Source organism: Alloiococcus sp. CFN-8 (assembly GCF_049943125.1).
Lineage (GTDB): Bacteria > Bacillota > Clostridia > Clostridiales > Clostridiaceae > JAEXZL01.
Genome location: NZ_CP188040.1, coordinates 2,022,692 through 2,047,941, shown reverse-complemented (window position 1 = coordinate 2,047,941; position 25,250 = coordinate 2,022,692). Strand labels below are relative to the sequence as shown.

Genomic DNA, 25,250 nt, shown 5'->3' with positions numbered 1-25,250 from the left:
TAAACTTAGGAGTGAGTACATGTTGAACGAAATCCTTGCGAGGGATAGTTCCTATGATTGGGAGGATTTTCTCCTTCTGTATAAATTTGCATTAGCTGAGATGAATACTAAAATCACTATACTCAACGAGGAATTCCAGCTTATTCATGCCTACAATCCAATTGAGCATATAAAATCAAGAATCAAGACCCCTGAAAGCATAAAGGATAAGCTTATTAGAAAGGGTTATGACATATCCTTAGAAAATGCCAGAGATCATATTTATGATATAGCAGGTATAAGAATAATAACCTCCTTTACCTCTGACATTTATAGGCTTTCAGATTTAATATGCAGTATTAAAGGGATAAGGCTTATCGAAGCAAAAGATTATATAAAATCTCCTAAGCCCAATGGCTACAGAAGTCTCCATCTTCTATTAGAGGTTCCAGTTTTTCTCTCTGATAGAGTTGAATATCTAAAACTAGAGGTCCAGCTAAGAACCATAGCCATGGATTTTTGGGCAAGCCTAGAGCATAAGATTTACTATAAGTTTGAAAAAACAGTTCCCTCTTATCTCACTGAACAGCTGAAGGATTGTGCGGAGCTAGCAAACTATCTAGATGAGAAAATGCTTTCTATCAACGAAGAAATTAGAAAGTTCAGGCAGTGATAGCTTCTGCTAAAAAGCTACAATTATATAATAAAATATAGTGAAATCAGAAAAAATATAATTAATTAAAACTTCCTTAGAAAAGAGCAGCACAGGTGAACGTATAATATCACCTGTGCTTTTTTAATTAAATTACTTTATATAACCTGATTTTTAATGTTTCCTTCTAAATAAGAATATATATTATCAAAGGTAAGCTCAGCTCTAATAACCATAGATTCCTCTGTAGCAAAAGCTATGTGAGGTGTTACCAGAGTATTCTTAGCCATAAGAAGAGGATGATTTTCCTCTATTGGAGGTTCCGTTTCAAAAACATCTATGCAGGCCTTGGCTATTCTCCCCTTATTTAGTGCTTCCGCTAGGGCTTTACTATCTACCACAGGTCCTCTAGCAAGATTAATCAGCACTGCAGAAGACTTCATTAGCTTTATCCTATCTTCATTTATCAAATTCTTTGTAGCCTCATTTAGAGGTACATGAAGACTTACTATATCACTTCTCTTTAAAAGCTCCTCTAAGGGTACATAATCTATACCAAGACTCTTTCCTTCTTCCCTTTCACTTCTGCTATATCCTAAAACCGTACATTTAAAGGGCCTTAATAGCTCTGCCACTCTTAATCCAATTGCTCCTGTACCTACAATTCCAACGGTCTTACCTTTAAGCTGATTTCCTACTAAGCCATCCTTGGTACCTCCATTTCTTACCCTATGGTCACAGGGAAGAACATTTCTAAGAGCATCAATTATTAAGGCAATTGCAAGCTCAGCCACGGAATCAGTAGAATATCCCGCAGCATTAGATACCTTTACGCCTTTCTCTAAGCAAGCCTCCTTATCCACATGATCTACTCCTGTGAATGCAACAGCTATATATTTTAGCCTCTCTACTTCTCTTATTACCTCCCCAGGCAGAGGATTGTTGGCAATTATAAGTATATCCGCCTCTCTACTTCTTCTCTTTAATTCTTCCACATCCTTTGTAACACTATCATAAGCCTTAAAGCTATGTCCCATCTCTACTGCTTTCTTTGATAGCTTCTCAATAACCTCACTTTTTACCGCTAAAGGCTCTAATAAAACTATGTTCATATTGCCTCTCCCTTCTTGTACCTTTTATTTATTGACTATCTATAGCTTATAATAAACTTTAAAGGATTTCCACCATATTGCTATTATAATAGGAAATTGTACTAGAGGATAAATCAAAAAGGATGGAAAAGCTCCATCCTTATTCAACCTAATTTTTCTAAGTAAGTATTAATTATAAGAGTATCTTTTATAACAAGAATATCTTTTATAACAAGAATATCTTTTATAACAAAAGTACCTTTTTTATTAAGATCATATTGTACAAGCAGGTATACTCTAAATCAAGGCATTAAGCACATAACTGGCTATAAAGAGCAGTGTAACTATATATAATATAGGATGAACATCCTTACCTTCCCTCTTTACCAGCTTTCCTATACAGTAGAATATAAAGCCTGCTGCAACTCCAGTGGTTATACTATAAGTAAATGGCATAAAGCTTACAGTAAGAAAAGCAGGTATTGCTATACCGATATCTGTCCAGTCTATTTTCATCAGAGATTCAGACATTAAAACACCTACTACTATTAATGCAGGAGCTGTAGCTGCTTCAGGAACCATCCCAGCAATAGGTGCTATGAATAAGCATAATAAAAATAAGATTCCCGTTACCATGGAGGTTAAACCAGTTCTACCTCCCTGACTTATTCCTGCAGCACTTTCTACATAGGTAGTGGTATTGCTTGTCCCTAATAAAGCTCCTATGGAGGTAGCTGTAGCATCTGCAAAAAGCGCCTTCTCAAGCTTTGAGGACATGCCATTTCCCTTTTCTACTGACTCTTCATCTGCTTTATCAAAAATACCGGATTTTCTTCCCGTTCCTAAGAAGGTTCCAATGGTATCAAAGGTATCTGTTAATGAAAAAGCAAAAATTGTGGTTATTGCTATAAATATCTTTTCAGGACTTGAAAATATTCCAACAATATCAAGCTTTAAAAAAGTATGACTTATATCAGGGATGCTGAAATCTATGGTAGACATATCTGGAAGAGTAGTAACTCCATTAAATAAGCCAATAATAGTTGTTGAAAGTATCCCTAAAAGGATAGCACTCTTAACCTTTAAAAGCATAAGTACAACGGTGATAACTAAACCTATAAGAGCTAATTGAGCCGCTGGATTCTTAAAATCCACTATGGCAGGAACTACATCTCCAAAGAGACCACCTTCACCGATAGCTGTAATCTTGTCCGCTGCATCTCCAGTAAAATTAATAAAATGAGCAGACTTAACACCTACGTATGCAATAAATAATCCTATACCACCGCTGATGGCATATTGAAGAGATTCTGGTATAGCCTTTATAATCATTTTTCTAATTTTAGTAACAGTAATGAGAATATTAATAATACCGCAGATAAACACCATTCCTAAAGCCTGTTGCCAGGTAAAACCCATACCAAAGACAATTGTAAAGGTGAAAAAAGCATTAAGCCCCATTCCAGGCGCCTGAGCAAAAGGCACATTAGCAACGAAGGCCATAACAAAGGTACCAATAGCCGCTGCTAAAATTGTAGCCACAAAAACTGACCCTTCATTCATTCCTGTTTGTAAAAGCATGGCAGGGTTTACAAATATGATATATGCCATAGTTAAAAAAGTGGTAGTTCCAGCTAGAACCTCAGTCTTTACATTAGTTCCATTCTCCTTAAGCTTAAAAAATCTATCCATAACATCCCATCCTTAATATATATTGGTATAATAAATACAAAATTAATTATATACGTATATTTTTTTAAAATCAACCTAAATTATTCGTATTTTAATTATTTTGGCAATATATCAAATAAATAAGTATTTTTTAGTAGCAAATTACTATACTATATTTTATAATAGGCGAACATTATTAATATCTAAGAAAGCTATTTAACGAAAAACTCATAATCAAAAAAATCACCTCAGAAGCTTCTAAAGATATATAAGCTATACAATTAAACTATATGGTTATAACAGGAAGTTCTTAAATTATTTAATAATTGAACACAATTTAACCATTCAAATATGATAGAATTATATAAAATCTTAATTTATGGAGGGCATAATGAAGAGAAAACGTTCATTTTCATTAGCAAGTTTTTTTTCTGCTATATTAGCGATTATATTCTTAGCAGGTTGTGGAAATAATTCAACCCCAGGCTCAAGCAACGGAGGAAATGGGGGAAATAATAACGGAAAGGATCCTGTAGTTGCAGAACCATTAGAGAATGGAAAAAGCTTTTCCAGCGACGATGACGTAATTGAAGTAACCGTTCCCGAGGATTGGGAAGAGATAGATAACCTAAATTCATCTGCAAACCTTCAAATAGGTAATTTACAAAAAGAGCAGTACACAATAGCCATCTCAGAGCTAGCCAGTGACTTTTCTGATTCCTTTGGTCTTCAAGAATATTACGATGCAATAATCCCACCTATGCAGCAGAATATTACAAATGCAGAGGTTTCCGATATTGAAAACGTGAAAATAGACGGTAATGACGCAATTCAGTTCCATCTCACAGGAGAGGTTGATAACATTAAGATAACCTACCTAATCACAGTAATAAAATCACAGGATTACTTCCATCAAATAATTTCCTGGACACTAAAAAGCATGTACACAGAATACGAAGACCTATACAAATCCATAGCCGGATCCCTAACAGAAAAATAATATAATTAAAAAATCACCCTTAACTAAGGGACATAACACAACAAGCTGTTAACTACTAACCTAGTTAACAGCTTGTTCAATTTTTCATAATCAATCCACTATCCAAATCCTATTTACCCCTTGACCTTTCTACCCCGAATGCTTGCCTCTCGCTAATGCCTATCTCCAAAGAATGCTCCTCCCTCATCTTTTTCCCTTCCAACTCTTAGTTCTTACTTCTTCTCTTTTCTCTATTCTTTGCTCTTAGCTCTCGTATAATAAGTTTATCCCTAACAAATTAAGGTGATAAACTTATTTATTTTATACATAAACGAATAAGTTTCATAGTTACTTAAGCTTATCCTGGTGGTATTATAGCAATATAGATTGATTACAGAGGAACTGCTTTTAGCTCTTTCAGCCCGATTTTCCGGTGACTGCCCGCTAAGCATGCAGCCTGATCCGATTGGTATATTCCGCTTACACAGATGTTTCATTCCTTAAGAGTAGCTCCAGCAAGACAGCCTCTAAGGTACATGGTTATTACGCGAGATTGCGGTCAGCACTCGGCACCAGGATAATCTTCTGTTTCATTTCTACAAAAATCCCTAATCGGAAAGGGCGGTGATATCATGTTAAAGATTAATTATATGTCCACCTTGTTCGTGGGTATTGATGTTAGTTCTAAATCCAATGCTGTTTATGCTATGGATTTTCATCAAAACAAACTCATCCAGTCATCCTTTTCCAATAACCAGCCTGGTGCGGAAGAATTGGCCGATAAGATTGTTCAGTGCTTAAACCAACATCGAAACCTGAATACTGTTGTTGCTGCTCTGGAGTCAACCTCAGTGTATAGCATACACATAGCAAATTATTTATCTACCTGCGAAAGGCTACTTCCCTTCAGTCCTTACGTCTTCTGCATAAACCCCAAGATGACCGCTAACTACAGGAAATCCTTTATAGCAATGAATAAAACAGACTTACTTGATGCCTTTGTTATTGCAGACTTCGCAAGGGCAGGCCGTATTGAGGCGGATCCGTGGCGCGGTAGCCAGTTCCTGGCACTTCGGAGGCTTACAAGGCATAGGCTTCATCTCGTTGATTCCATGACCAGAGAAAAGACTTATATGGTTACTAATATCTACCTTAAGTTCAGTGAATTAAAGCTGCTTGACAAGGAGTATCAACCGTTCAGCGACATTTATGGAGCAACTGCTTCAGCCATACTGATAGATTTCTTTTCGCCAGAAGATATTCTGTCCATCCCCGAGGAAGAGCTGGTAGCCTTTATTTCAGAGAAAAGCCGCAATCGAATCAGTGATATTTCAAAAACCGCTGATCTGCTAAAGAAAGCAGCTCGAGATTCATACCTATTGGATAAACGTCTTTACGAACCTCTCAATACTTCTATAGCTAGTTCTTTTAACTGCATTGAGGTCTTCAAAAAAGAAATCAAGGCTGTGGATGCTGCAATAGAACGTACCGTTAAAGGAATGTGTCCCAATGCCTTTCTTATCCTAAAATCCATCAATGGTGTAGGTCCTGTATTCTCCGCAGGAATCATCGCCGAAATCGGCGATATTACGGCTTTTCACTCCTCTGATGCTCTTGCTAAGTATGCAGGGCTCACATGGACTAGAAATCAGTCAGGTAACTTCGAGGCAGAAAATACTACAATGACTAAAGCTGGCAACCGCTATCTTAGATATTATCTAGGAGAAGCTGCTAACAGCATAAGAAAATACATACCTGAGTATCGTGACTACTACCAAAAAAAGTACAACGAAGTCACGAAGCATCAGCATAAACGAGCACTCGCGCTAACATCTCGAAAATTCGTACGACTGGTTTATGGATTGCTGGCCAAAAACCAACTGTACACCGGCGAACAGCTGGACAACTTAATAGAATAAAACACGAACATACTTTCGGTTTAATTCTTTCTAAACCGTAGGTCTATTAAGTTCGGCCTTTTTTAAACAATTCATATCAAATCTTTTTAAAATAACCCCTTGACATATTACCAGATTGCTTAGCTCTTAGTCCTTACTTCTTAGCTCTTCTCTCTTCTCTTTTCTCTCTTCTCTTTTCTCTATTCTCTGCTCTTATAACTCTTAGCTCTTAGTCCTTACCTCTTACTTCTTTTCTGCTCTTCCCTCAAAAAAACAAGAGCCGATACAAATCTCATTAACCATAGATTTTTATCGACTCTTGTCTTTATTAAATTGTTCTTCCAAAGGCCTTTCTCCTTAAAACGATATTTTTCAAGTTTCCCACACTATAATCCTTAATATCCCTATACCTCTAACCCTTCACTTGTGAGTAATCTTAATATTGGCTTATAGCCTGCTGCTATGGCAGCTTCCTCAAATTACTTCAAGATTAGAACCACAGGACGATGGACTAATATAGGGTACTTCCAACAAAAGGTTACTACCAATCCTCCGTAGGGAAACTAAATTAAAGACTTCTATTTCTTTAATCAGTTAGGTGGTCTCACCTCTTTCCAGTGCTCTACGCTTCAAATTCACTCTTCCGAAAGCAATAGCTGCACTATTTTTTTTAAGTAAAAGAAGCTTCTTTTCTTGTAATAAAAATACCATTTACTCTCTATAAAGTCAAATGAACAAAGGCTGAATTTAATTAACCTACAGTTAATTTCTTTGAATATTCTTTATATTCTATAACATACTTCACATTTCGCTTATATCCTTAATAGTATATAAACAAATATCAAAAAATGTTATTAATTAATGCTTTGTCGCAACTTAAAGCTTCTTTACGATCCCATCATATATATATTTTAAATGCTCCGGTTCATATCCCTGGGACGTAAGTTCATTCATCCTAGTAAGTGCGTTGTCCAATGCACTGCGAGCCTCCATTTTATCCTTCTGCTTCAAGCAGCTCTGAGCATAATTAAGAAGATAATCTATTTTTAGAGCCTTTTCTGCTAAATCCTCCCTATCATCATTTACCAGCTTAACTAAGAAGGCATAAACCTTTGGGGAGGTTATATCCTTTGAGTTAAAGAGCAGCTTGCTATTTCTTGTATTTTTTCTAGCCATCTTCATCCTCCATTTAAATTTTATTATCAGATAAATAATAACAACTTTTAATATTTACCGCCACCTTATTTTTTAAACATTTTATAAACAAAATAAATAGCACAAAATAATAGAGGCCGAAAAAGGCATAATAAGCCTTTTCAGCCTCCATAAATTCTTTTTAAATTACAGCTTAAAAACCTCCGGCACCGCCGCCGCCACCACTAGAAAAGCCTCCACCCCCAGAAGTGAAGCCCCCTCCGCTTCCACCGTCTGAACTGGCTTCTGGCGGAGATGGTATACTATCCTTTATATCATTCTGTACATTCACTCCCTGGAAGTGACCTGTAAAATATATATTCCAAAGAAGATAATTAGAGAATATTGAAGTGTCATAATCCTCTTCTATCTCTCCAGTTATCTTTTCCGTAAGCTCTTCATTGTAATTAAACAATGCTCCATAAATCATGAGCTTTTCGATGGCTGCAGGATTCTTTAACAGCTCAGCTACCGTTAATGCTTTATAATTTATTATATCTTTTTTAACCCTTTCATAAGTCTCGTAGGCCTTTTCTCCCTCGGAGCTTTTTGTAGATATCAATAAACCTAAAATAAATACACCTATGGCTCCCACTAGAGAAATTGAAGCCAGCCATACTTCATTTGCAAGAATTATTATGGATATCACAAATAAAATCACTGCTGAAATAATAACAAGAGCCTTTTTCCAAGCCCTTCCCCTATCTGAGTAGCCAAGGCCCAGAATTTCCTTATTTATATCTACATATAGATCAGATAATATGGTATAGCTTTCAGGATTTTTAGAGAGATATTCTTTTAAAGTAGAAAGATACAATTCCTCTTTATTTGCTGCTGCCTCACTAAGAAAGTCTACAAGCCTTTTTTCGTGTAGCATAAGCTCTCCTTGATATGGAAGAATTCTAATTAAATAATCCTCTTGCTCTTCTATATATTCCATGGAGAGAACTTTCTTTCGAACTAGATTCAAAAGCTGGGCTATAAATCCATTGGTATTATTAACATACTCATAAGGCTTTGCATAATAGCTTAAAAGAATCGGATCGTAATCATCAATATTATAGGCTTCTTTTTCGTAAGGATTGTAATCCTTTCTTTTTATCATAAATATTGATATACCACCTAATAATGCTAAAAGTGATGTCATCACTATAGGAGCAGTCTCCATTACCTTTCCCAAGGTTTCTTTCACCTTAAGCTTCTTATTCTGCTCTTCTGCATAGCCTCTTTCTTCCTCTAATATTGACTGAAGCTTATTCTCAGGGGAGGTTATGTCAAGAGCCGTCAGCAGCTCTCCTGGAAATAGAGCTCTTATCTCTACATAATTACCACTTTCCAGCTTAGGTACCACAAATAAAGCAGTATCATCATTTAATATTTTTACCGTTCCATTTAAAGGACCATGACCATATACCTTCATATCTTCCGGCGTTATCCCCTCTGGAAAGGTTAGGTATATCTCAAGCCTATTTATATCAGTCTCATTTTCATCCCCAATAAATTTCCAGTGAAATTCCGCAGTATCATTATACTTTTCTATAGCTCCGTATAAATTGTAGCTGATTCTGAAGCCCTTAATCGTATCCTCAGAAGGAGAGAAAATTTTAACCCTTGTCTTCTTATCTTCATTAGACAAGGTGTATACCCTTTCGTCTCCATTTTCAGCCTCCTCTACAAGTGTATATCTGTCATAGTCGCTGTTTACCTTTTGGGGTACTAACGCTTCTTCAACCCTTGTTATATCAATTCCTGATGCCTTGTCATAGGAAACCTCCTTATATACCCCATTAAAGCTTCCAGAAAAATCAAATACTATATTATCCTTCACCTTAATAGTTCCATCAGGAAGTATTTCAACGTATATTCTTTCTTCACTAATTGCCAGCTCATCTCCATAGGCCTTATAGCCTACAGTGCCAAGCAATAAAAATACTATAAATATTATTACAGCTCCCCTATGCCTCAATTCTACGCCCCCTTATGTTCAAAAATATTTTAAAAAAGAATATATTATCCTTATTTAAATTCTTATTGGGAACAGCTCCACTAATGCGGATTATTTTTGTATGATAAATCTCCATTACTTCTCTTTTATGTATTTTATACAGGACACTGTTCTATTTCTATGGAATAGCTTCCACAGTCTTCACATACTATTACGCTAACTATATAGCTATCGTCCACTTTTCCCACTCTCAAAAGTCTATTAAAGGAGGTATTATCATATTCTTCAGAAATATCACTAACTACATAAGTCTCATCCTTTGTAAATATGTAAAAGTGAAATTCCATAAAATTAAAATACTTGGCCTTTTCCTTAACACCTGCTTTACATTCCTCACAAGGCTCCTCATAATAAGCCTTTTCAAATTCCACCTCAGGATAATTATTCAAAAGCTTAATTACTTCTTTTTCATCAAAGCCATTCACCGGTCTTTCCACATCATTAACAAGAGCAGTGAGATTAGCTTCCCCCAAGGTATAGCTTTTGTCCATATAATTAAAAGTATATTCTGACATAATAGTTCCTCCTAGCATTTTCTATGTATTTTATTATACTATTATTCCTCATTATAATGTATAGAAATTCCTACAAAAAACCTATCTACACCCTATAACAGCAAAATTCTCCTGACTCTAAACCATAATTGAAAATATTGCACTAAAAAACACCCTGAGCCGCAGCCGAAAGGGTTTCTATAAAGGTATGGTTGCTCTAACCATTCCTTCTATAAATACCACCTTAGCCTACTTCAGGGTGCTTTTATATTAAAGAGATTTCTTTTTCCTATGAAAATATAATCCATATGCTAGAGATGCTAGGACTATAAATATAAGAGCCGTTCCTAGGAACCCCCAGGCATATATAGATATTTCTTCTGTGGGTAAGGTTTCATTAATCTATAATGGCAGTAAATTATCTATTATGACCTCGTCCATTTCTTTACATAGGTCTCCTTCTTGTCCAATTGTTATCCCTTGCTTCTTATACTTAGCTTTCTTATGAACAGGAAGGCAAGAAGGTAAAATACCATTGATATAAGAATCATCATTATAGCCCAGTTAATAAGAGAATTATCAGGACTCATATGCCCCCCTATATAATAGAAAAACTTATCTACAGCCCTAAACAAAGAGTCTATATTCAATATAGCCATAAGAACTCCACCTATTAGAATCCAAAGCTTCCAGGTTAATCTATATAGCGCTGCTCCTAATAGATTGAATACCGCTGCAGTAAAAAGAAATATTATAAACAGCACTGATATTATAAACAAAAGATTATTCTCTTTAGTGTTAAATATAAACTGCTCGTATAAAGGATTCCTTCCTATTGCTTCTATTATAAAGCCGTCCAGCTTCATAAGCACGCCCTGAATTACTGCCATGGATAAACAGAGAAGGATATTATGAATCACTGCTCCTATATAAAAATCCTTTCTGGTAGCAGAGAAGCTTATAGCCATTGGAAAACTTTCATAGTACATAACCATGGAGTAAACAATAATAAATATAATTATAGAAATTATATGAACGCTGGCAACGCTTTGATATTGTATCTGAGAGCCATTAAAGGTAGTAGTAAAGCTCATACCAATACTGCTATGCTTGGAACTTGCATTTACTACATAAAACAATGTATTTACAGCAAGAAGTATAATCCAGAAAATCATAAAAGCATTTTTACCGTCAGCTAATTGAAATCTAATCTGTCTTTTTATAGCTTCCATTTTACTCTTCACCTCCATCTTTTTTTGTAAGATACACGAATAGCTTTTGAAGATTCAGCTGACTCACTTCAATAGATTCTTTCTTAAGTTCTGAGTACTTATCTTCAGAAATATTATCAAAAACTGAAATTATAGATGCACCACCTATTTTGTCCTCATGGATTACTTGAGTTTTTCCGTCTAGTACAGATAGGATCTTCTCTCTGTTTCCAACCATAACCTTAGCCTTTTCCATAAGCTCTGAGATGCTTTCTTTTAGTATAAGCTCACCGGAATCTATCATTATAATTTCCTCAAAGACGTTGCTGCTTTCCTCAATTAAATGAGTAGAAATAACAATTGTTCTGGGATTCTCTTCGTAATCCTTTAAAAGAATACTATAGAATTCCTCTCTTACAGCAGCGTCCAATCCAAGGACAGGCTCATCAAAGATGGTTACTGGCGCTCTAGAAGCAAGACCAATTATCACTCCTACTAGGGACTGACCTCCTCTTGATAGCTTCTTAAAAGACTTTTTAACATTTACATTAAACTTCTTTACCAGCTTATTTTTATAATCCTCATCCCAATTTTTATAACATATAGAAGCTAGCTTAAATATATCCTTAACCTTCTTATCCTCATCAAAGCTACCTCTATCCTTAACAAGACAAATATTTTCCAGAGCCTTGCTATTTTCAAATATATCCATGCCTTCGTACTTTACTTCCCCTTCGCTTCTCACAAGCTCATTATTAAGCATCCTCAGCAGTGTGGTTTTTCCCGCTCCATTACGTCCTAAAAGTCCATAAATCTTATTATTCTCTAGGGTTAAGCTTATATTATTTACAGCCTTAACCTTTCCGTAGCTTTTACTTAAGCCCTTACACTCTATGGTATTTGTCATCATCTTCACTCCTTTCTATTTACTATATTGATCTTTTATGAGCTCAAGGAACTGTTCCCTTTTAATCTCTAGCCTTTCTGCCTCTCTTATAATCTCTGGAAGGACCTCCTTAATAAAGGCCTTTTGTCTCTTATCTAGAATCTTTTCTCTTGCTCCCTCAGCCACGAACATACCAAGACCTCTCTTCTTAAATAATATTTCTTCCTCCACGAGAATATTTAACCCTTTTCCCGCCGTAGCAGGATTTATTTTGTAAACTGAAGAAAATTGATTGGTTGAAGGAGCCTGCTCTCCCTCCTTAAGATTTCCTAGTAAAATATCATTTTCAATGGATTCAGCAATCTGAACGTATATGGATTTATTAGAGTTTAAATCAAGCATTCATTCACCTCCTTTTAATAATGGGATAATTATATTTATAATATATATTATGGTTCATTAGTTAATTGGTTCATTACTTATATAACTAACTATACAACTAATACTATTTATTGTCAACGAAATATTGTTTGAAATTTATAAATTTCATTTTACATTTAAAGTTTTTCATTCATTAAGTATAAGTTTATTATTTTACCATGATGTAATATAATTTAATTGACTAATAATTAAGCTTTAACTAAAGATAACTCTATAACATTAATTAAATTGAAAATTACGGAGGATTAATATGCTTAAAACTATAATATGGTTTGGCCATTTTGCCTTAACTCTCATTGCTACTCTTCCCAAGGTTAATAAGGTAAGAAGAATGAAGGACCAGGGAAAGAATGATGAAGCGGAGGCTTACGTCCATAGAACCACAACAAAATGGGCTAGAGCTCAGGTAAAGTGGAGCGGTGCTGATGTAAAAATCTACGGAGAGGAAAATTTACCAAGTCCTGAGGAAACAGTACTTTACATAGCAAACCACCAGAGTTATTTTGATATAGCACTTTTTATGAGCCACATAAATCTTCCAAAGGGGTATGTAGCAAAGATAGAGATGAGAAAAATCCCTATATTAAGAACCTGGATGGAGTTCATTCACTGCGTATTTATGGATAGAAGTAATCTACGAAAGTCTGCTGAAGCAATAGCTTTAGGCATACGAAATCTTAAAGATGGACATTCAATGGTTATCTTCCCTGAAGGCACCAGGAGTCAGGGCCCCGTAATGGGAGATTTTAAAGCCGGTAGCTTTAAGCTTGCCACTAAGCCACAGGTACCAATTATCCCTGTAACTATAAATGGCTCCTACAAGCTTATGGAGGGTAATGGCAATAGGATAAAAGCCGATACTGTTGAGCTATATATACATCCAGTGATCAATACTAAGGGTCTAAGTAAAGAGGAAATTGATAATCTACCTGAAAAGGTAAAGAGCCTAATTGCTAGTAAGCTGACAAGCTAACTTCTTTAGCTAACTTGTGAAGCTTGGCTCTATAGCTGCCATCTACTTACCCTGATTTCTATTTATCAAGAAAACTAGGATTAAATTCTTTAAACTGCCTAGGTATATTCTTTATATGTGCTATTTTTACAACTGGCATAGCTTTTAGTAAGTTTAGAAATAATATTTCTAAGAAGTAAAGAATTATTAATTGAGTGGAATTTTTTTCTTGTTTGCTATAGAATTAAGTAAATATCATAAAACTAGAACCGAGGTGTTAATATGAAGGAAATAGTAATTGCCGGCGGATGCTTTTGGGGTGTTGAGGAGTTTCTTTCTAGAATTGATGGAGTTGTAGAAACAGAGGTTGGCTATGCTAATGGCAGAACCGAAAACCCCACCTATGAGCAGGTTTGCAACTTAAATACTGGCTTTGCAGAAGCAGTTTATGTTAAATATAATCCAGAGGTTCTTCCTCTAGAAAAGCTTCTTGAAGAATACTGGGGAATAGTAGACCCAACAGTATTAAACAGGCAAGGTCCTGATGTAGGAAGTCAATACAGAACAGGTCTCTATTTTATAGATTTAGATGATGAAGAAGTGCTCATTGAAAGCAGAAACAAGGAGCAGGAAAAATACTCAAAGAAGATAGTTACGGAGATTAAACCTCTTACAAACTATTACAAGGCTGAGGAATACCATCAAAAATATCTTAAAAAGAATCCTGGCGGCTACTGCCATATTAAGCTCGATTAACCTTCCATTTAAATTCTCTATGGTAGCAGATGTGTTTAATCAAGCCCATTCAAGGTTATTTAATAAGCTTATATAATTTAGAGCATTACTATATACCTTAGTAATGCTCTCTTTTGGATTATTATTAATAGCTTTATTAATGAATTTATCAATAACTTATATATTAATAATTATAAAGATTTATCAACTACAGAAAGAAGGAAATAGATATATGTCTCACATGGACAAGAAAATAGACGTTCAAGAATTCACCCAAAAACCCCTCTCTAAAATAAACGAAAGCTCCTGGAATAAAGAAACCTATGATGCTTGGATTAACCGCTTTGGAACTCCAGAAGAATGCGCCGAGAGACTTCTCAGGAATCCTCATAAGGCCTTATCTGTACTGGATAATTATCTAGGAGATGTTAAAGGGAAAAGAATCATGAATCTCATGGGATCGAACGGAATAAAAGCCGTGGCTCTTTCTATTATGGGTGCTGAGGCAACGGTAGTTGACTTTTCTCACGGAAATAAGACCTACGCCCTAAACTTAGCTGATGCTGCAGGAGCTAAAATCAATTATATATTATCAGATATCTTAAAGCTTCAAGATGAGGACTTATGGAACAGCTTTGATATCGTATTTGCAGAGATGGGTATAATTCATTACTTTACAGATTTAGTAGAATTCATGAGTATCTGTCACAAGCTATTAAAAAAGGGTGGTCTATTTATCCTTAGAGATTTCCATCCAGTTTCCACAAAGCTCATCTCCTCTAAAGGATCAACAGCAAAGGTAAGAAAACATAAGGTAACAGGAGATTACTTTGACACCTCCTTACAAGAAAAAGCCGTTGCCTACTCAAAGTACTCTCAAGAGGATACAGCTTCAGAAAAGGTATATCTGAGACTCTGGAACCTAGGGGAAATCATAACCTCTGCCTCCTCCGCCGGTTTTATAATCAAAACCCTTACAGAGGAACCAAACCTATCTTCCGAATCCTACGACAAAGGCATTCCTAAGACCTTTACCTTAACTGCAACTAAATAGACTGAACATCAAAAATAATCTTCTATAATAAGAACACAAAACCTTGGCTTACCGCCAAGGTTTTTTTAGACAAAAAAATGACACTTACACGGACCAGGTGCAAGTGCAGTAAAATTATAAAGGAGGGTACTGAATCAAAAAATCCAATACCATATAAATATAATAACATAATAAAATAATTTGTAAATACAAAATAATCTATTTTTTTATTTTTTTCGACAAAACTAAAAGGGAATATGTAATAAGATGTAATGTGAATGGCACCATAGAAGTGAGAAAGTGTTCGCATGTATATTGGTATAGGACAACCTAGCTCTGTCAATAATCAAATATAAGCAAATTTTTCCGAGGTGAGAATGTATGGGAAGACATGCAAAAATTTTCTTCAAGGGTGCAATCTATCATGTATACCAAAGAGGTAATAACAGAGATTTTATCTTTAACAGTGATTTAGCAAAAAACTATTTTCTAAGGCAGCTTATGTTATACAAAAGAAAATTCAATTATGATATATTAGCCTATGCAATCATGGATAACCACTATCATCTACTTATACAGACCCACGAATTTCCCTTAAGTAAAATAATGTTCACCATTAATAATAAAGTAGCTAAATACATAGCCTGGCTAGAAAATAGATCAGGGCATGTATACGGGGAAAGATATAATAGTGTAATGGTTAAAGATGACCGTCAGCTTGTAAGCTTATTAAGATATATACACAAAAATCCAATAAGAGCACATCTTTGTGCTTCTCTTAATGATTATAAATGGTGTAGCCATAAAGATTACATTATTGCTTATACAGCTAGTCCTATATCTTTTGTTCAGACAAAACTAATTTTAGATATACTTTCTCCTATGCAATCTCTCTCAATAGAAAGATACAAAAAGCTTATGAATTATAAGGGAGACGAGGATGATTTAACTAAAGACATGGAAGCTGTAAAAACTATTGCTGCTGACTACCTTATGGAAAATACTATCCCACTATACAACCCCATAGAAAATTCTTGTACTCACCCTACCTTAAAGACTATTTATAACTCCATTTATCTCTCAAACTCTATTAAGGATAGCAATAAAATTATATCGATTCTTCCCTCAGCTACAGCTTATAAAATAGAGTTTATTAAGGAAGCTATAAAATATGGTTATACCTTAGTGGAAATTGCATCTTTTCTTTCTACTACTCCAAATGCACTATGCAGCTTCATAAGATATCATAAAGTGAAAAGCAGCTAAAAGCCTCAGGAAAGACTTGTATCATATAAGGAATAAGTAATTAATTCTTATTCCTTATATTTAATACCAACCTTCCTAAGGCTTTTTTTTACGCTAGTCCATATTCTACTTCATTAACGACATTTCTAATCCACTTCTTGGATCTTAGTCGATATACCTCAAACACAAGCTTAAACACTTCCTCTAAGCAGATTATAAAGAATACCTGTGGAAGTGATAATCCTAAATATGTAGCTGCTAAATATCCCATAGGTATTGATAACAGCCACATAACACCTAATTGGACAATCATAGAATAGGTTGTGTCACCGCCTCCTCTAAAAACTCCTACAATCATAACTACATTAAAGAATCTTAAAGGAGCAACACATGCCATTATTTTCAAAACTTGAATAGTAGATGAAATAGTTCCTGCTTCCACATTAAATACCCTCACTACATAAGGAGCCGCAATATATAATATCACACCCATTATAGCACCAATAATTGGGGCTAATATTCCAAGCCTAAATGCGCTTTCTATTGCCTTGTCCTCATCTCCTGAGCCTATTTGATTTCCCACCACAATGGACGCAGCTATAGCTATTCCTATTCCCATAACCATAAATAGATTGTTTATAGTAGTAGCTATCTGCATGCTGGCAACTTCACTTATTCCGATTTTAGCATATATAACAGAGTAAGCAGTTATTCCCAGAGACCATATTATTTCATTTAAAATAACTGAATATGAAACTTTAAAATATACACCTACAAAGTCCTTATCAAGGATAAACAGCTCTTTAAAGCTTGCTGCTACAGGAGTGCCATTTTTATAGGCATATAGCAAAACTATAGATCCCTCAACAATTCTTGCTATCCCTGTAGCAATAGCGGCTCCCACTACTCCTAATGCAGGAAATCCTAGAGCACCAAATATTAATACCCAGTTTAAAGCACAGTTCACTAAAACACCAGCTAAGCTTGCTATCATAGGTGGCTTTGCAAAACCTGTACACCTAAGTCCTGTGGAAAAAGCTTGAGAGATGCTAGTAATTATAAAGGTAACTGAGATTACCTTTAAATAGCTTATTCCTATAGGAACCACTTTTGGATCCCTAGTAAATATATTCATTATAAACTCTGGAGCTAATATAGCCAGTAGTGTAAATACTACTGAAGCAATAGCTCCTAAGATTAAGCTTAAGCCTAATATCTTCTTTACACTATCCCCATCTTTTCTTCCCCAAAATTGTGCCATAAAAATCCCTGCCCCAGCGTTTATCCCTGATAATACAAGGGTAAAAATAAAAAAGTATTGGTTAATAAGTCCAACGGCAGCAATTTCAGCCTCTCCTAGTCGTCCTATCATAACATTATCCACCATATTTAATGATGAGCTAATAAGATTTTGTAGTGTAATTGGAATAACTAAGGTTAATATTAATGAGAAAAATGCCTTATCTTTAAATAGTTTCTTCATGTCTACCTCCCTCTAAAGTAGTCTCAAATAATAATTTACAAAATAAAAAGCACATAGGTAATAAGCTGCCTATCTGCTTTTATTCTCTGAAATTATTTTCTCATGAGGATTCCCCCATGATCATTATAGATATAATCTATCAACCTTTAGAATTATAAAGGACACAAATAATTTAGTCAACAACAAAAATATTTTCTAACCCTTTAACATCTCATAAATTTTATAATGTTCCTATGCCAATGCGAACACTTTCTCACTTCTATGGTGCCATTCACATTACAATATACTACAAATTCTGCTATCCTACATTGCCTTATATCCTATCTATAAAATCTTGTACCTGATGAAGGTTTCCAGCTTCTGTGAACTTTTCTGTGAAGTATTCTTTTAGGCTCTGCCTAAAATCCTCTGGGTTTTCAAGGGTGGATTTTCTATCGTAATAATCTCTGAGAAGATTATTTTCTTCTTCTGTTAGGTAGTAAGTGATGTTATTCTTGTAAGCAGCTCCGTCGGAGCTCTGATCCTTTAACTCTTCTAAGGTAACGGGGGCTTCTTGCTTATTCTCTATGACAACCATAGTGGAGGCTACTACATCTCCAAGGCGTTTATGGTTACTGGAGAAAAATATCATGATTAGTCCAATACCATAATAATCCATGAGAATTTTAAATAGATTTCTTAGGGCAGAATGCTTAAAGGTTATGGCTTCGCCATTTGTTCGTATAGTTCTTATTCCCACTAGCTTTTTGCCGGGGGTTTGTCCATTCATTTTTAGTTCAGCTATTATGTAATAGGCATAATTTATAAATCCGTATAGAAATAATCCAATACCTATAATCCATCCATAATATTTATCCCAAAAATTTGGTGCATAATTGATTAATAATATACCGATAAATAAAATAAAAAAAAGAAAAATATTAATTATCAAAGTATCAATACCTGCTGCAGCTCCTCTTGAGCCTATATCTGCAAGAAGATATTCAACTTCTATATTATCTGGAGTTAAAATCTTTATCTTCTTCATTCTCAAGCCTCCTTAATTGTAAATTCTTTATGACTGCAACCTTTTTACATAGCCAACTATAGGTATAACTCCGTTTTTTTGGTAAAATATATTCGAGGTGAATATTTTGAAAATTGAACATTTTATCAACCGATATACTGACACCTGGAAGGAGCTTGAGGTATTCTCCTCTCGTATAAGTCAAAAAGGACTTAAAAGTCTTAATTCCTTGGAGGCTAAAAGACTTCTTCAGGTTTTTAGAATCACAAGCCATAATCTGGCTTATGCAAGGACCCACTTCCCTGATAATAAGGTGGTTACTTATTTAAACGCCTTAGTGGGAAGATGCCATAATCAAATTTATTCAGTAAAAAAGTTCAATCCCAAGGAATTTTTCCTATATATTTTCCGAGGCTTCCCAGAAGCCTTAAAGGAATCAAAATGGTATATGATGGCTTCCTTCGGTTTCTTTTTCTTAGGCTTTTTATTGAGCCTTGTAATGATATTTATAAACACTGATAATGCTTATTACTTTTTAGATGCTCCTACAGTAGAGCACCTTAAAGCTGGAATCAAAGGGGCCACGCCCTGGAACGATCCTTTAATGGCTAGCTTTCTTATGGTAAACAATATCGGTGTTGCCTTACGAGCTTTAGTTTTCGGAATAACCTTAGGAATAGGAACTATATATGTTCTCTTCATCAATGGTTTAAACCTTGGAGCTTTTACAGCCCTTGCTTATGGCTTTTCTGATCCAGCAATCTTTTGGTCCCTAATACTTCCCCATGGAGTAATAGAGCTTACAGCAATATTTTTATCCGGTGGAGCAGGACTTATAATAGCCAGGAGCATTCTGGTACCAGGAGAACATAAAAGACGCCATTCTATAATAATTGGAGCTAAAAAAGCAATATCAATAATAGCTGGAGTGGCCTTACTTCTTGTGATAGCCGGAATAATAGAAGGCTTCATAACCCCCATGGATATAAGCGTTACAGCCAAGCTATCCTTTGCAGCCTTAACTGCAGTACTTTTAGCACTATATTTTTATATACCCTACAAAAAAAAGAAATAAACTATCATTTATAAAGAGCAAGGATATATTTAATACATCCTTTGCTCTTTTATTTATTTTCTTTTATTTCCTTATAAAAACCCTCGTGTTCGCCTTTCAATGCGAACACTTTCTCACTTCTATGGTGCCATTCACATTACACCACATTACACAATACTACACCCTTCTACATCAGGTTGCGGTTTTTCATCTGGAGGTATTTGTTGATTACGGTGTATTCCAGCTTTTCTACTGGGCATTCGATGCAGAAAACTCCTCGTCTGTTTAGTACAGTGATTATCCTTCTTCTTTCCTCGTCGAGCTCTAGGGCTACGCCCTTGTTGAATATCTCTTCTTGGGTTGTTGCCCTTTGGTCTATGATATGGGCGTAATTTTCATTTTTGATGAGGACAACTACTACGGAGTGCTTTTTGGATACTATGGTCAGTACTCGAGACATTTCCTCGGCTTCTTCGTAGGTGTCAAAATCAGTGAATAGGAATATAGTGCTTCTGTGTCTCTCTTTAACACTGAAATAATTAAAAGCCTCCTGATAATTAGATGAATCTCTTCCACCCTCCACATGGTATAGGGCTTCTAATATCTTGGTTCTATGGCCTGGGCCCTTTCCTGGGAGGAGCATTTCCTGAACCTTTGTATCAAAGAGAAGTATTCCCGTCTGGTCTCCCTGCTGATTTACAATATCGGAAAGCACCAGGGCGGTATTCACTGCCATGTCCAGTTTATTGTGACCCTTTAGGGTATAGCTCATGGGTCTTCCCCCATCGATAAATATATACACATATTGATTCTTCTCTGGCTCATATTGATTAACTATGGGTTTATTCTCACGAGCTGTGGCCTTCCAGTTTATCCTTCTATATTCATCGCCACGGTTGTACTCCCTGAGGCTTTCGAAGGAGGTACCTCTTCCTAAGAACTTAATCGTCCTATTTCCTTCTCTCATGAGCCTGTTGTTGCTTAGGTTAACCCTATACTTCTTTAGATTTTTCATATTAGGATACACCTTGTATTCCTCTGACAATGGCTCTATCCAGTGCTTCATGGTAAGCTTAAGCTTGCCTAAGGCTCTTACATAAACCTTTGGAAAAGAAAAGGCTCCTCTTTTATTAGGTATTATCCTATAGCTCAAAACTTCCTTTACATTTATAGGAAGCTTCCTTTTCATCAGAACATCCCTGCGAATAAAGTGGTGATATGGAATGTCATCCTTAAGCTCTACATAAAGCTCCCTATCCCCTTCATTTAAGACCTCAAAGGAAATCTCCTCCTCTTCATGGAGAGAAAGCTTATTGCTGCCTATGCGCCTAAGCTTAAGGACAGCTTTCCCATCATTGGAAGCGTAGTCCCAGAAGATAAGTAAAATTAAAGCTAAATTATATATAAAAAATAATATTATAGGTAGTCCACCAAAACCCTTTGCAAATAGCAGGGTAGGAATTAAAAGCACTGCCCCTGCTGCAAATAAATAAACTGCTCTCTTAGTAATACTCAAAGCCATCACTCCAGTCTCTACCTTGGCACTTTAAGCTTGGACAATATATCCTGAAGCACCTCATCGGGCTTAACTCCTTCTAGCTCAAGCTCAGGCTTTAAAATAATTCTGTGTCTTAAAGTTGGCAGTGCCATCCTCTTTATATCCTCAGGAATTACATAATCCCTTCCCATAAAGGCTGCACAACCCTTAGAACACTGCAGAAGAGCTATTGACCCTCTAGGTGAGCTGCCTATTTCTATAGTAGGGTTATTTCTTGTCTCTTTAATTATATTAACTATATATTCTATAAGACCCTCCTCAACCCTTATCCCCTGTACTTCTTTTCTGCAGGCGATAATATCTTCTGCTGTGTATAAAGCCTCAATCCCTACGCTATTTAAATCACTTCCCAAGAAGCCTTGATTATGCCTCATGAGAACCTCTTTCTCTCCCTTTGAGGAAGGATAATCTATAAGAAGCTTCATTATAAATCTATCTACCAGCGCTTCTGGAAGAGGATAGGTACCTTCATATTCTAAGGGGTTTTCTGTAGCAAAAACCATGTAGGGGTTTGGCAGCGGAAGCATTTCTCCATCTACAGATACAGTGTTTTCAGCCATAGACTCTAAAAGTCCTGCTTGAGTTTTAGGAGGTGTACGATTAATTTCATCTGCTAATAAGAAATTAGTGAATACAGGTCCCTTTACCATCTCAAATTCTCTATTCTGCATGTTAAATACCTTTGTACCAGTTATATCTGCAGGCATTAAATCAGGAGTAAATTGTATCCTTTTAAAGTCTAGTGATAGGGTCCTAGCCAGAGCCTTAATAAGCATTGTCTTTGCAAGGCCTGGTACACCCTCTATGAGAACATGTCCTCCGCTTATAAGGCTTATTATGGCCTGATCCATAATCTCTTCCTGTTCTACTACTGCCTTTTTTAGCTCTATTTTAATTCTCCTTGCTAGCTCTGCTGCTGTTATATACCTGCTATTTTCCACTTTGAATCTCTCCTTTTATTAAGTACTGTCCTAAGCTCCTCCATGAGGTTTATTATCTCAATATATTCCTTATTATTTACCTTTTTATTTGCCTTTAAATACTGGCTTGCCTCATCCTCCAGGCTCTTACCCTTAAAAAAGGTATCCTCCATAAAGGTCTGTACCTTTTTTGCCTCCTGAAAACCAGGTAGCTCCTCCTTCTCCCAGATAGAAAGAAAGTTATCACTGCTGGCTCTCAGAGGCTTAAGGAGTCCGCTGTAATAGGCTTGAGCCATGAGATCGTAGGCCTCCACCCTTCTGTAAATCGAAGCTGTGTTATAAATATATTCATTTTCCTGCCTTTCCTCCTCCTCATAATAAGGAACAGCCCTACCAAAGGCCTTACCCTTGTAATAGTACCAGGCCCCTAACGCAAGTATTAACTGCAGCAAAATAATCTTAAGTCCCACAGGTACAGATTGCCAAAGAGTTTTTTCTTCACTTCCTCCGTACAGATAATATTCATTAAATACAATATCTTTACTCCCCAGCTCCTCTAGACCCATAAAAACCTCATAGGCTGGAGCAATATCCTCAGTAAGGGCTACATTACTTATATAGTCAGGCTCTGCATCCAGTATCCTTCCTTCTCCTATCATATAAATAGAAAAGTACTCATTATCTATAGCAGGAACCTTCGTATCAAGGTAAGAATTGCCCCCTTCTCGGATATAAAATAGATCTCCTCCACTCTCTACCCAAGATAGAATCTCATCATCCTCTGCTAAATAATAGTTATAGCTTTCTGTGAGGACAATAATTTCATTATAATCTTCATCCTTTAAGGGCTCTGTGGTTCTTTCTGTATTATACCCAAGCTCCTCTAAGGCTTCATAAAAAACACTTAATCCCTTATTACTTTTATTTATAACTGAATAATTGGGAAGGCTTCCTTCTCTTCTTACCCCCACAAAATAGCTGACAAATATTAAGATCGGTATTATAACAATTAAAATAATAAATTCCTTTCTAATTGGCTTCTTCACTCTTATTCACCTCATTCCACAGCGCTTGGTTCTTTTCCTTAAAGACTTGATAATCCATAGAGGAAAAACTTTTATTTCCGTACCAAACAGAATTAAATATCTCCATAATATAAGCCATAGCATCTATAGAGTGAAAGCTATTATTCTTTAGCTTAATATATATTTCATAATTGGTCATGCTATCCTCCAGGTAAAGGAGCTTAGCCTCATGGAGAAGCAATAAAAGAGCAATATATTCAAGCCTCACTGCCTCCCTATAATCTCCAGCCCCCAAAGCTTCTTCCGCTCTCCTTCTTAAGGATATAGGTGTTGTGTCCCCATGGATTTTTTCTCCCAATATATCCTTGGGTCTTCTTGTAATTTTTCTTTTTGTCTTGAAAAGTATAAAGATTATAAGAGCAATCACCGCTGCTATAATCAAAATTATTGCTAGAGTAGAAATAACCCTTCCATCCTTCGCTGCATACCCACTTCCACCGAAAGCATTATATATAAGCTCTCCCATCCACCTAACTAATCTTTCATAAAAGCTATCAAAAGGTCCTTCCTTATCAGCTCTTAAATGACTGTATTGTGGACTATTAACTATATCCTTTATGACCTTCTCAAAATCCCCAAAGGTTGTTAGTACAATATTTAATGTCTTCACTTAGCCATTTCCTTTCGCTGTTTTTTTAAAGTCTCCAGCTTCATATATAAGTCAATTCCATCCTTCTTAGCTCTCTCATTGTAGTACATAACAGTGGTCATTATAAAAAATACTGGAGTTATAACAAGCCAGGTAAGAGCTGTGAGAGGTACAGTCATCACCCCATAAATACCAGTAAAAATAGTCATCATGTCCTGTTCAATTCCAAAAAGCACTCCAGCAAGATAGATAATAGCTACTACCAGGGTTACTATACTTTCAAAGGAATATCTAATACCATAGACAGATAGCAGGACTAAAAACACATTCTTAAGGGTTGTAAAGTAATTATTTTTTATAAGCCTGTAGCTTCCCTTTATAGCCCTTATAGGTCCTTTCTTTTCAATAATCATCTCCTGGAGAATATAAATATAGAAAATTAAATATAATATAGCAACGAAAAATGCTAAAAGCAGCATAAACAATGGAATAATAATAAAAATAAGCCACTGAAGTCTAAAGGTAAAGGTGCCAAAATTAATGAAATTAAAGAAGCTATCTATAAAACCTCTCCCCATGTAATAAAATATTATTATGGCGGGAATTAACGTAAGAGCTACAAGAAAAGTTAAAGCTAAGGTCTTTAAAATAGCCTTGAAAGCTAAGGATATGCTTTTACCGATAGAGGTTTTCTCTCCTAAAACGGTCTTAGATGCAATATTGATCACTCCCGTACCTAAGGAAAGATACAGACCCAGGAGAATAGTCAATAATACTGATACATATGTAATCACTCCAGAAAACTCATCGGAAGAGGATACAAGGAATATACCCAGAATTGCAAATAGAACAATTAACAAAAATCCTACTATGCCAAGAATCATTGTATATACTAAATTATACATAACAATATCCTTAAATTTTTGTCTGAGGATATCGAGAGACTTGTCCATTATTTCTGCTATACCTGTAATGTTCATAATAAATCACTCCTACGGTCAAATACGATATATTAAATTCTACTAAATATTTCAAATAATTTAAAGCATTATTTAACAACAATAACTAAAGTTTATATAAAATTCTAAA

Annotated in this window: 23 protein-coding genes; 8 read left to right on the top strand and 15 right to left on the bottom strand. The window is 35.6% G+C overall.

Going from position 1 to position 25,250, the window contains the following annotated elements; genetic code table 11:
- The first annotated feature begins 19 nt into the window (after positions 1-19).
- Positions 20-652, top strand: a complete 633-nt coding sequence (locus ACPWSR_RS09410; RefSeq protein ID WP_426347980.1) for a GTP pyrophosphokinase — start codon at positions 20-22, stop codon at positions 650-652.
- Between the two features lie 137 nt (positions 653-789).
- On the opposite strand, the gene ACPWSR_RS09405 is transcribed toward ACPWSR_RS09410, so the two are convergent.
- Together ACPWSR_RS09405 and ACPWSR_RS09400 are read right to left on the bottom strand one after the other, a co-directional pair.
- A complete protein-coding gene (locus ACPWSR_RS09405) occupies positions 790-1,743 on the bottom strand; it encodes a 2-hydroxyacid dehydrogenase (RefSeq protein ID WP_426347979.1) in 954 nt (317 codons plus the stop codon).
- A 276-nt stretch (positions 1,744-2,019) separates the two neighbouring features.
- Entirely contained in the window at positions 2,020-3,414 is a 1,395-nt protein-coding gene (locus ACPWSR_RS09400; RefSeq protein ID WP_426347978.1) for an NCS2 family permease, read from the bottom strand.
- A 370-nt stretch (positions 3,415-3,784) separates the two neighbouring features.
- On the opposite strand from ACPWSR_RS09400, the gene ACPWSR_RS09395 reads away from it, so the two are divergent.
- Both ACPWSR_RS09395 and ACPWSR_RS09390 read left to right on the top strand, forming a co-directional pair.
- Positions 3,785-4,393, top strand: a complete 609-nt coding sequence (locus tag ACPWSR_RS09395) for a hypothetical protein (protein WP_426347977.1) — start codon at positions 3,785-3,787, stop codon at positions 4,391-4,393.
- A gap of 611 nt (positions 4,394-5,004) precedes the next feature.
- Entirely contained in the window at positions 5,005-6,291 is a 1,287-nt protein-coding gene (locus ACPWSR_RS09390) for an IS110 family transposase (protein WP_426347976.1), read from the top strand.
- Between the two features lie 855 nt (positions 6,292-7,146).
- Here ACPWSR_RS09390 and ACPWSR_RS09385 read toward each other — a convergent pair.
- From ACPWSR_RS09385 to ACPWSR_RS09360, 6 genes are all read right to left on the bottom strand, one after another.
- Entirely contained in the window at positions 7,147-7,446 is a 300-nt protein-coding gene (locus tag ACPWSR_RS09385; RefSeq protein WP_426347975.1) for a hypothetical protein, read from the bottom strand.
- Positions 7,447-7,618: 172 nt separating this feature from the next.
- On the bottom strand, positions 7,619-9,430 hold the full coding sequence (locus ACPWSR_RS09380) for a DUF2207 domain-containing protein (protein ID WP_426347974.1): 1,812 nt from the start codon (positions 9,428-9,430) through the stop codon (positions 7,619-7,621).
- Positions 9,431-9,564: 134 nt separating this feature from the next.
- The gene (locus ACPWSR_RS09375) at positions 9,565-9,984 is read right to left on the bottom strand and encodes a DUF3785 family protein (protein ID WP_426347973.1); all 420 of its coding nucleotides are present in this window, start codon (positions 9,982-9,984) and stop codon (positions 9,565-9,567) included.
- Positions 9,985-10,436: 452 nt separating this feature from the next.
- Positions 10,437-11,195 (bottom strand): hypothetical protein, encoded by a 759-nt coding sequence (locus ACPWSR_RS09370; protein WP_426347972.1) that lies wholly within the window; start codon positions 11,193-11,195, stop codon positions 10,437-10,439.
- Position 11,196: 1 nt separating this feature from the next.
- A complete protein-coding gene (locus ACPWSR_RS09365) occupies positions 11,197-12,081 on the bottom strand; it encodes an ATP-binding cassette domain-containing protein (RefSeq protein ID WP_426347971.1) in 885 nt (294 codons plus the stop codon).
- A gap of 15 nt (positions 12,082-12,096) precedes the next feature.
- A complete protein-coding gene (locus tag ACPWSR_RS09360; RefSeq protein WP_426347970.1) occupies positions 12,097-12,462 on the bottom strand; it encodes a GntR family transcriptional regulator in 366 nt (121 codons plus the stop codon).
- Between the two features lie 289 nt (positions 12,463-12,751).
- Between ACPWSR_RS09360 and ACPWSR_RS09355 the strand changes: the two genes are divergently transcribed.
- The 4 genes from ACPWSR_RS09355 to ACPWSR_RS09340 all read left to right on the top strand — a co-directional run bounded on the left by ACPWSR_RS09355 (position 12,752) and on the right by ACPWSR_RS09340 (position 16,487).
- Complete coding sequence (locus ACPWSR_RS09355) at positions 12,752-13,474, top strand: lysophospholipid acyltransferase family protein (protein WP_426347969.1); 723 nt, start codon at positions 12,752-12,754, stop codon at positions 13,472-13,474.
- 261 nt (positions 13,475-13,735) lie between these two features.
- Complete coding sequence (gene msrA, locus ACPWSR_RS09350) at positions 13,736-14,209, top strand: peptide-methionine (S)-S-oxide reductase MsrA (RefSeq protein WP_426347968.1); 474 nt, start codon at positions 13,736-13,738, stop codon at positions 14,207-14,209.
- Between the two features lie 220 nt (positions 14,210-14,429).
- The gene (locus ACPWSR_RS09345; RefSeq protein ID WP_426347967.1) at positions 14,430-15,242 is read left to right on the top strand and encodes a class I SAM-dependent methyltransferase; all 813 of its coding nucleotides are present in this window, start codon (positions 14,430-14,432) and stop codon (positions 15,240-15,242) included.
- Positions 15,243-15,602: 360 nt separating this feature from the next.
- Positions 15,603-16,487, top strand: a complete 885-nt coding sequence (locus ACPWSR_RS09340; RefSeq protein WP_426347966.1) for a transposase — start codon at positions 15,603-15,605, stop codon at positions 16,485-16,487.
- Between the two features lie 88 nt (positions 16,488-16,575).
- Here ACPWSR_RS09340 and ACPWSR_RS09335 read toward each other — a convergent pair whose 3' ends face one another.
- A complete protein-coding gene (locus tag ACPWSR_RS09335) occupies positions 16,576-17,949 on the bottom strand; it encodes an MATE family efflux transporter (protein WP_426347965.1) in 1,374 nt (457 codons plus the stop codon).
- 313 nt (positions 17,950-18,262) lie between these two features.
- A complete protein-coding gene (locus ACPWSR_RS09330) occupies positions 18,263-18,976 on the bottom strand; it encodes an RDD family protein (protein WP_426347964.1) in 714 nt (237 codons plus the stop codon).
- Positions 18,977-19,082: 106 nt separating this feature from the next.
- Between ACPWSR_RS09330 and ACPWSR_RS09325 the strand changes: the two genes are divergently transcribed.
- Positions 19,083-20,030, top strand: coding sequence for a stage II sporulation protein M (locus ACPWSR_RS09325; protein ID WP_426347963.1), 948 nt, complete (start codon positions 19,083-19,085; stop codon positions 20,028-20,030).
- Between the two features lie 166 nt (positions 20,031-20,196).
- On the opposite strand, the gene ACPWSR_RS09320 is transcribed toward ACPWSR_RS09325, so the two are convergent.
- Genes ACPWSR_RS09320 through ACPWSR_RS09300 form a run of 5 tightly spaced genes read right to left on the bottom strand, consistent with a single transcriptional unit; the run spans position 20,197 to position 25,141 of the window.
- Positions 20,197-21,525: a DUF58 domain-containing protein gene (locus ACPWSR_RS09320; RefSeq protein WP_426347962.1), complete on the bottom strand. Its 1,329-nt coding sequence runs from the start codon at positions 21,523-21,525 to the stop codon at positions 20,197-20,199.
- Positions 21,526-21,542: 17 nt separating this feature from the next.
- Entirely contained in the window at positions 21,543-22,508 is a 966-nt protein-coding gene (locus ACPWSR_RS09315) for an AAA family ATPase (protein ID WP_426347961.1), read from the bottom strand.
- Positions 22,487-23,533, bottom strand: coding sequence for a DUF4350 domain-containing protein (locus tag ACPWSR_RS09310; RefSeq protein WP_426347960.1), 1,047 nt, complete (start codon positions 23,531-23,533; stop codon positions 22,487-22,489). Before ACPWSR_RS09310 ends, ACPWSR_RS09315 begins: the two co-directional genes overlap by 22 nt.
- The gene (locus ACPWSR_RS09305; protein ID WP_426347959.1) at positions 23,517-24,182 is read right to left on the bottom strand and encodes a hypothetical protein; all 666 of its coding nucleotides are present in this window, start codon (positions 24,180-24,182) and stop codon (positions 23,517-23,519) included. The genes ACPWSR_RS09310 and ACPWSR_RS09305 overlap by 17 nt, the downstream gene beginning before the upstream one ends.
- Positions 24,179-25,141, bottom strand: coding sequence for a hypothetical protein (locus ACPWSR_RS09300; protein ID WP_426347958.1), 963 nt, complete (start codon positions 25,139-25,141; stop codon positions 24,179-24,181). Before ACPWSR_RS09300 ends, ACPWSR_RS09305 begins: the two co-directional genes overlap by 4 nt.
- Between the last annotated feature and the right edge of the window lie 109 nt (positions 25,142-25,250).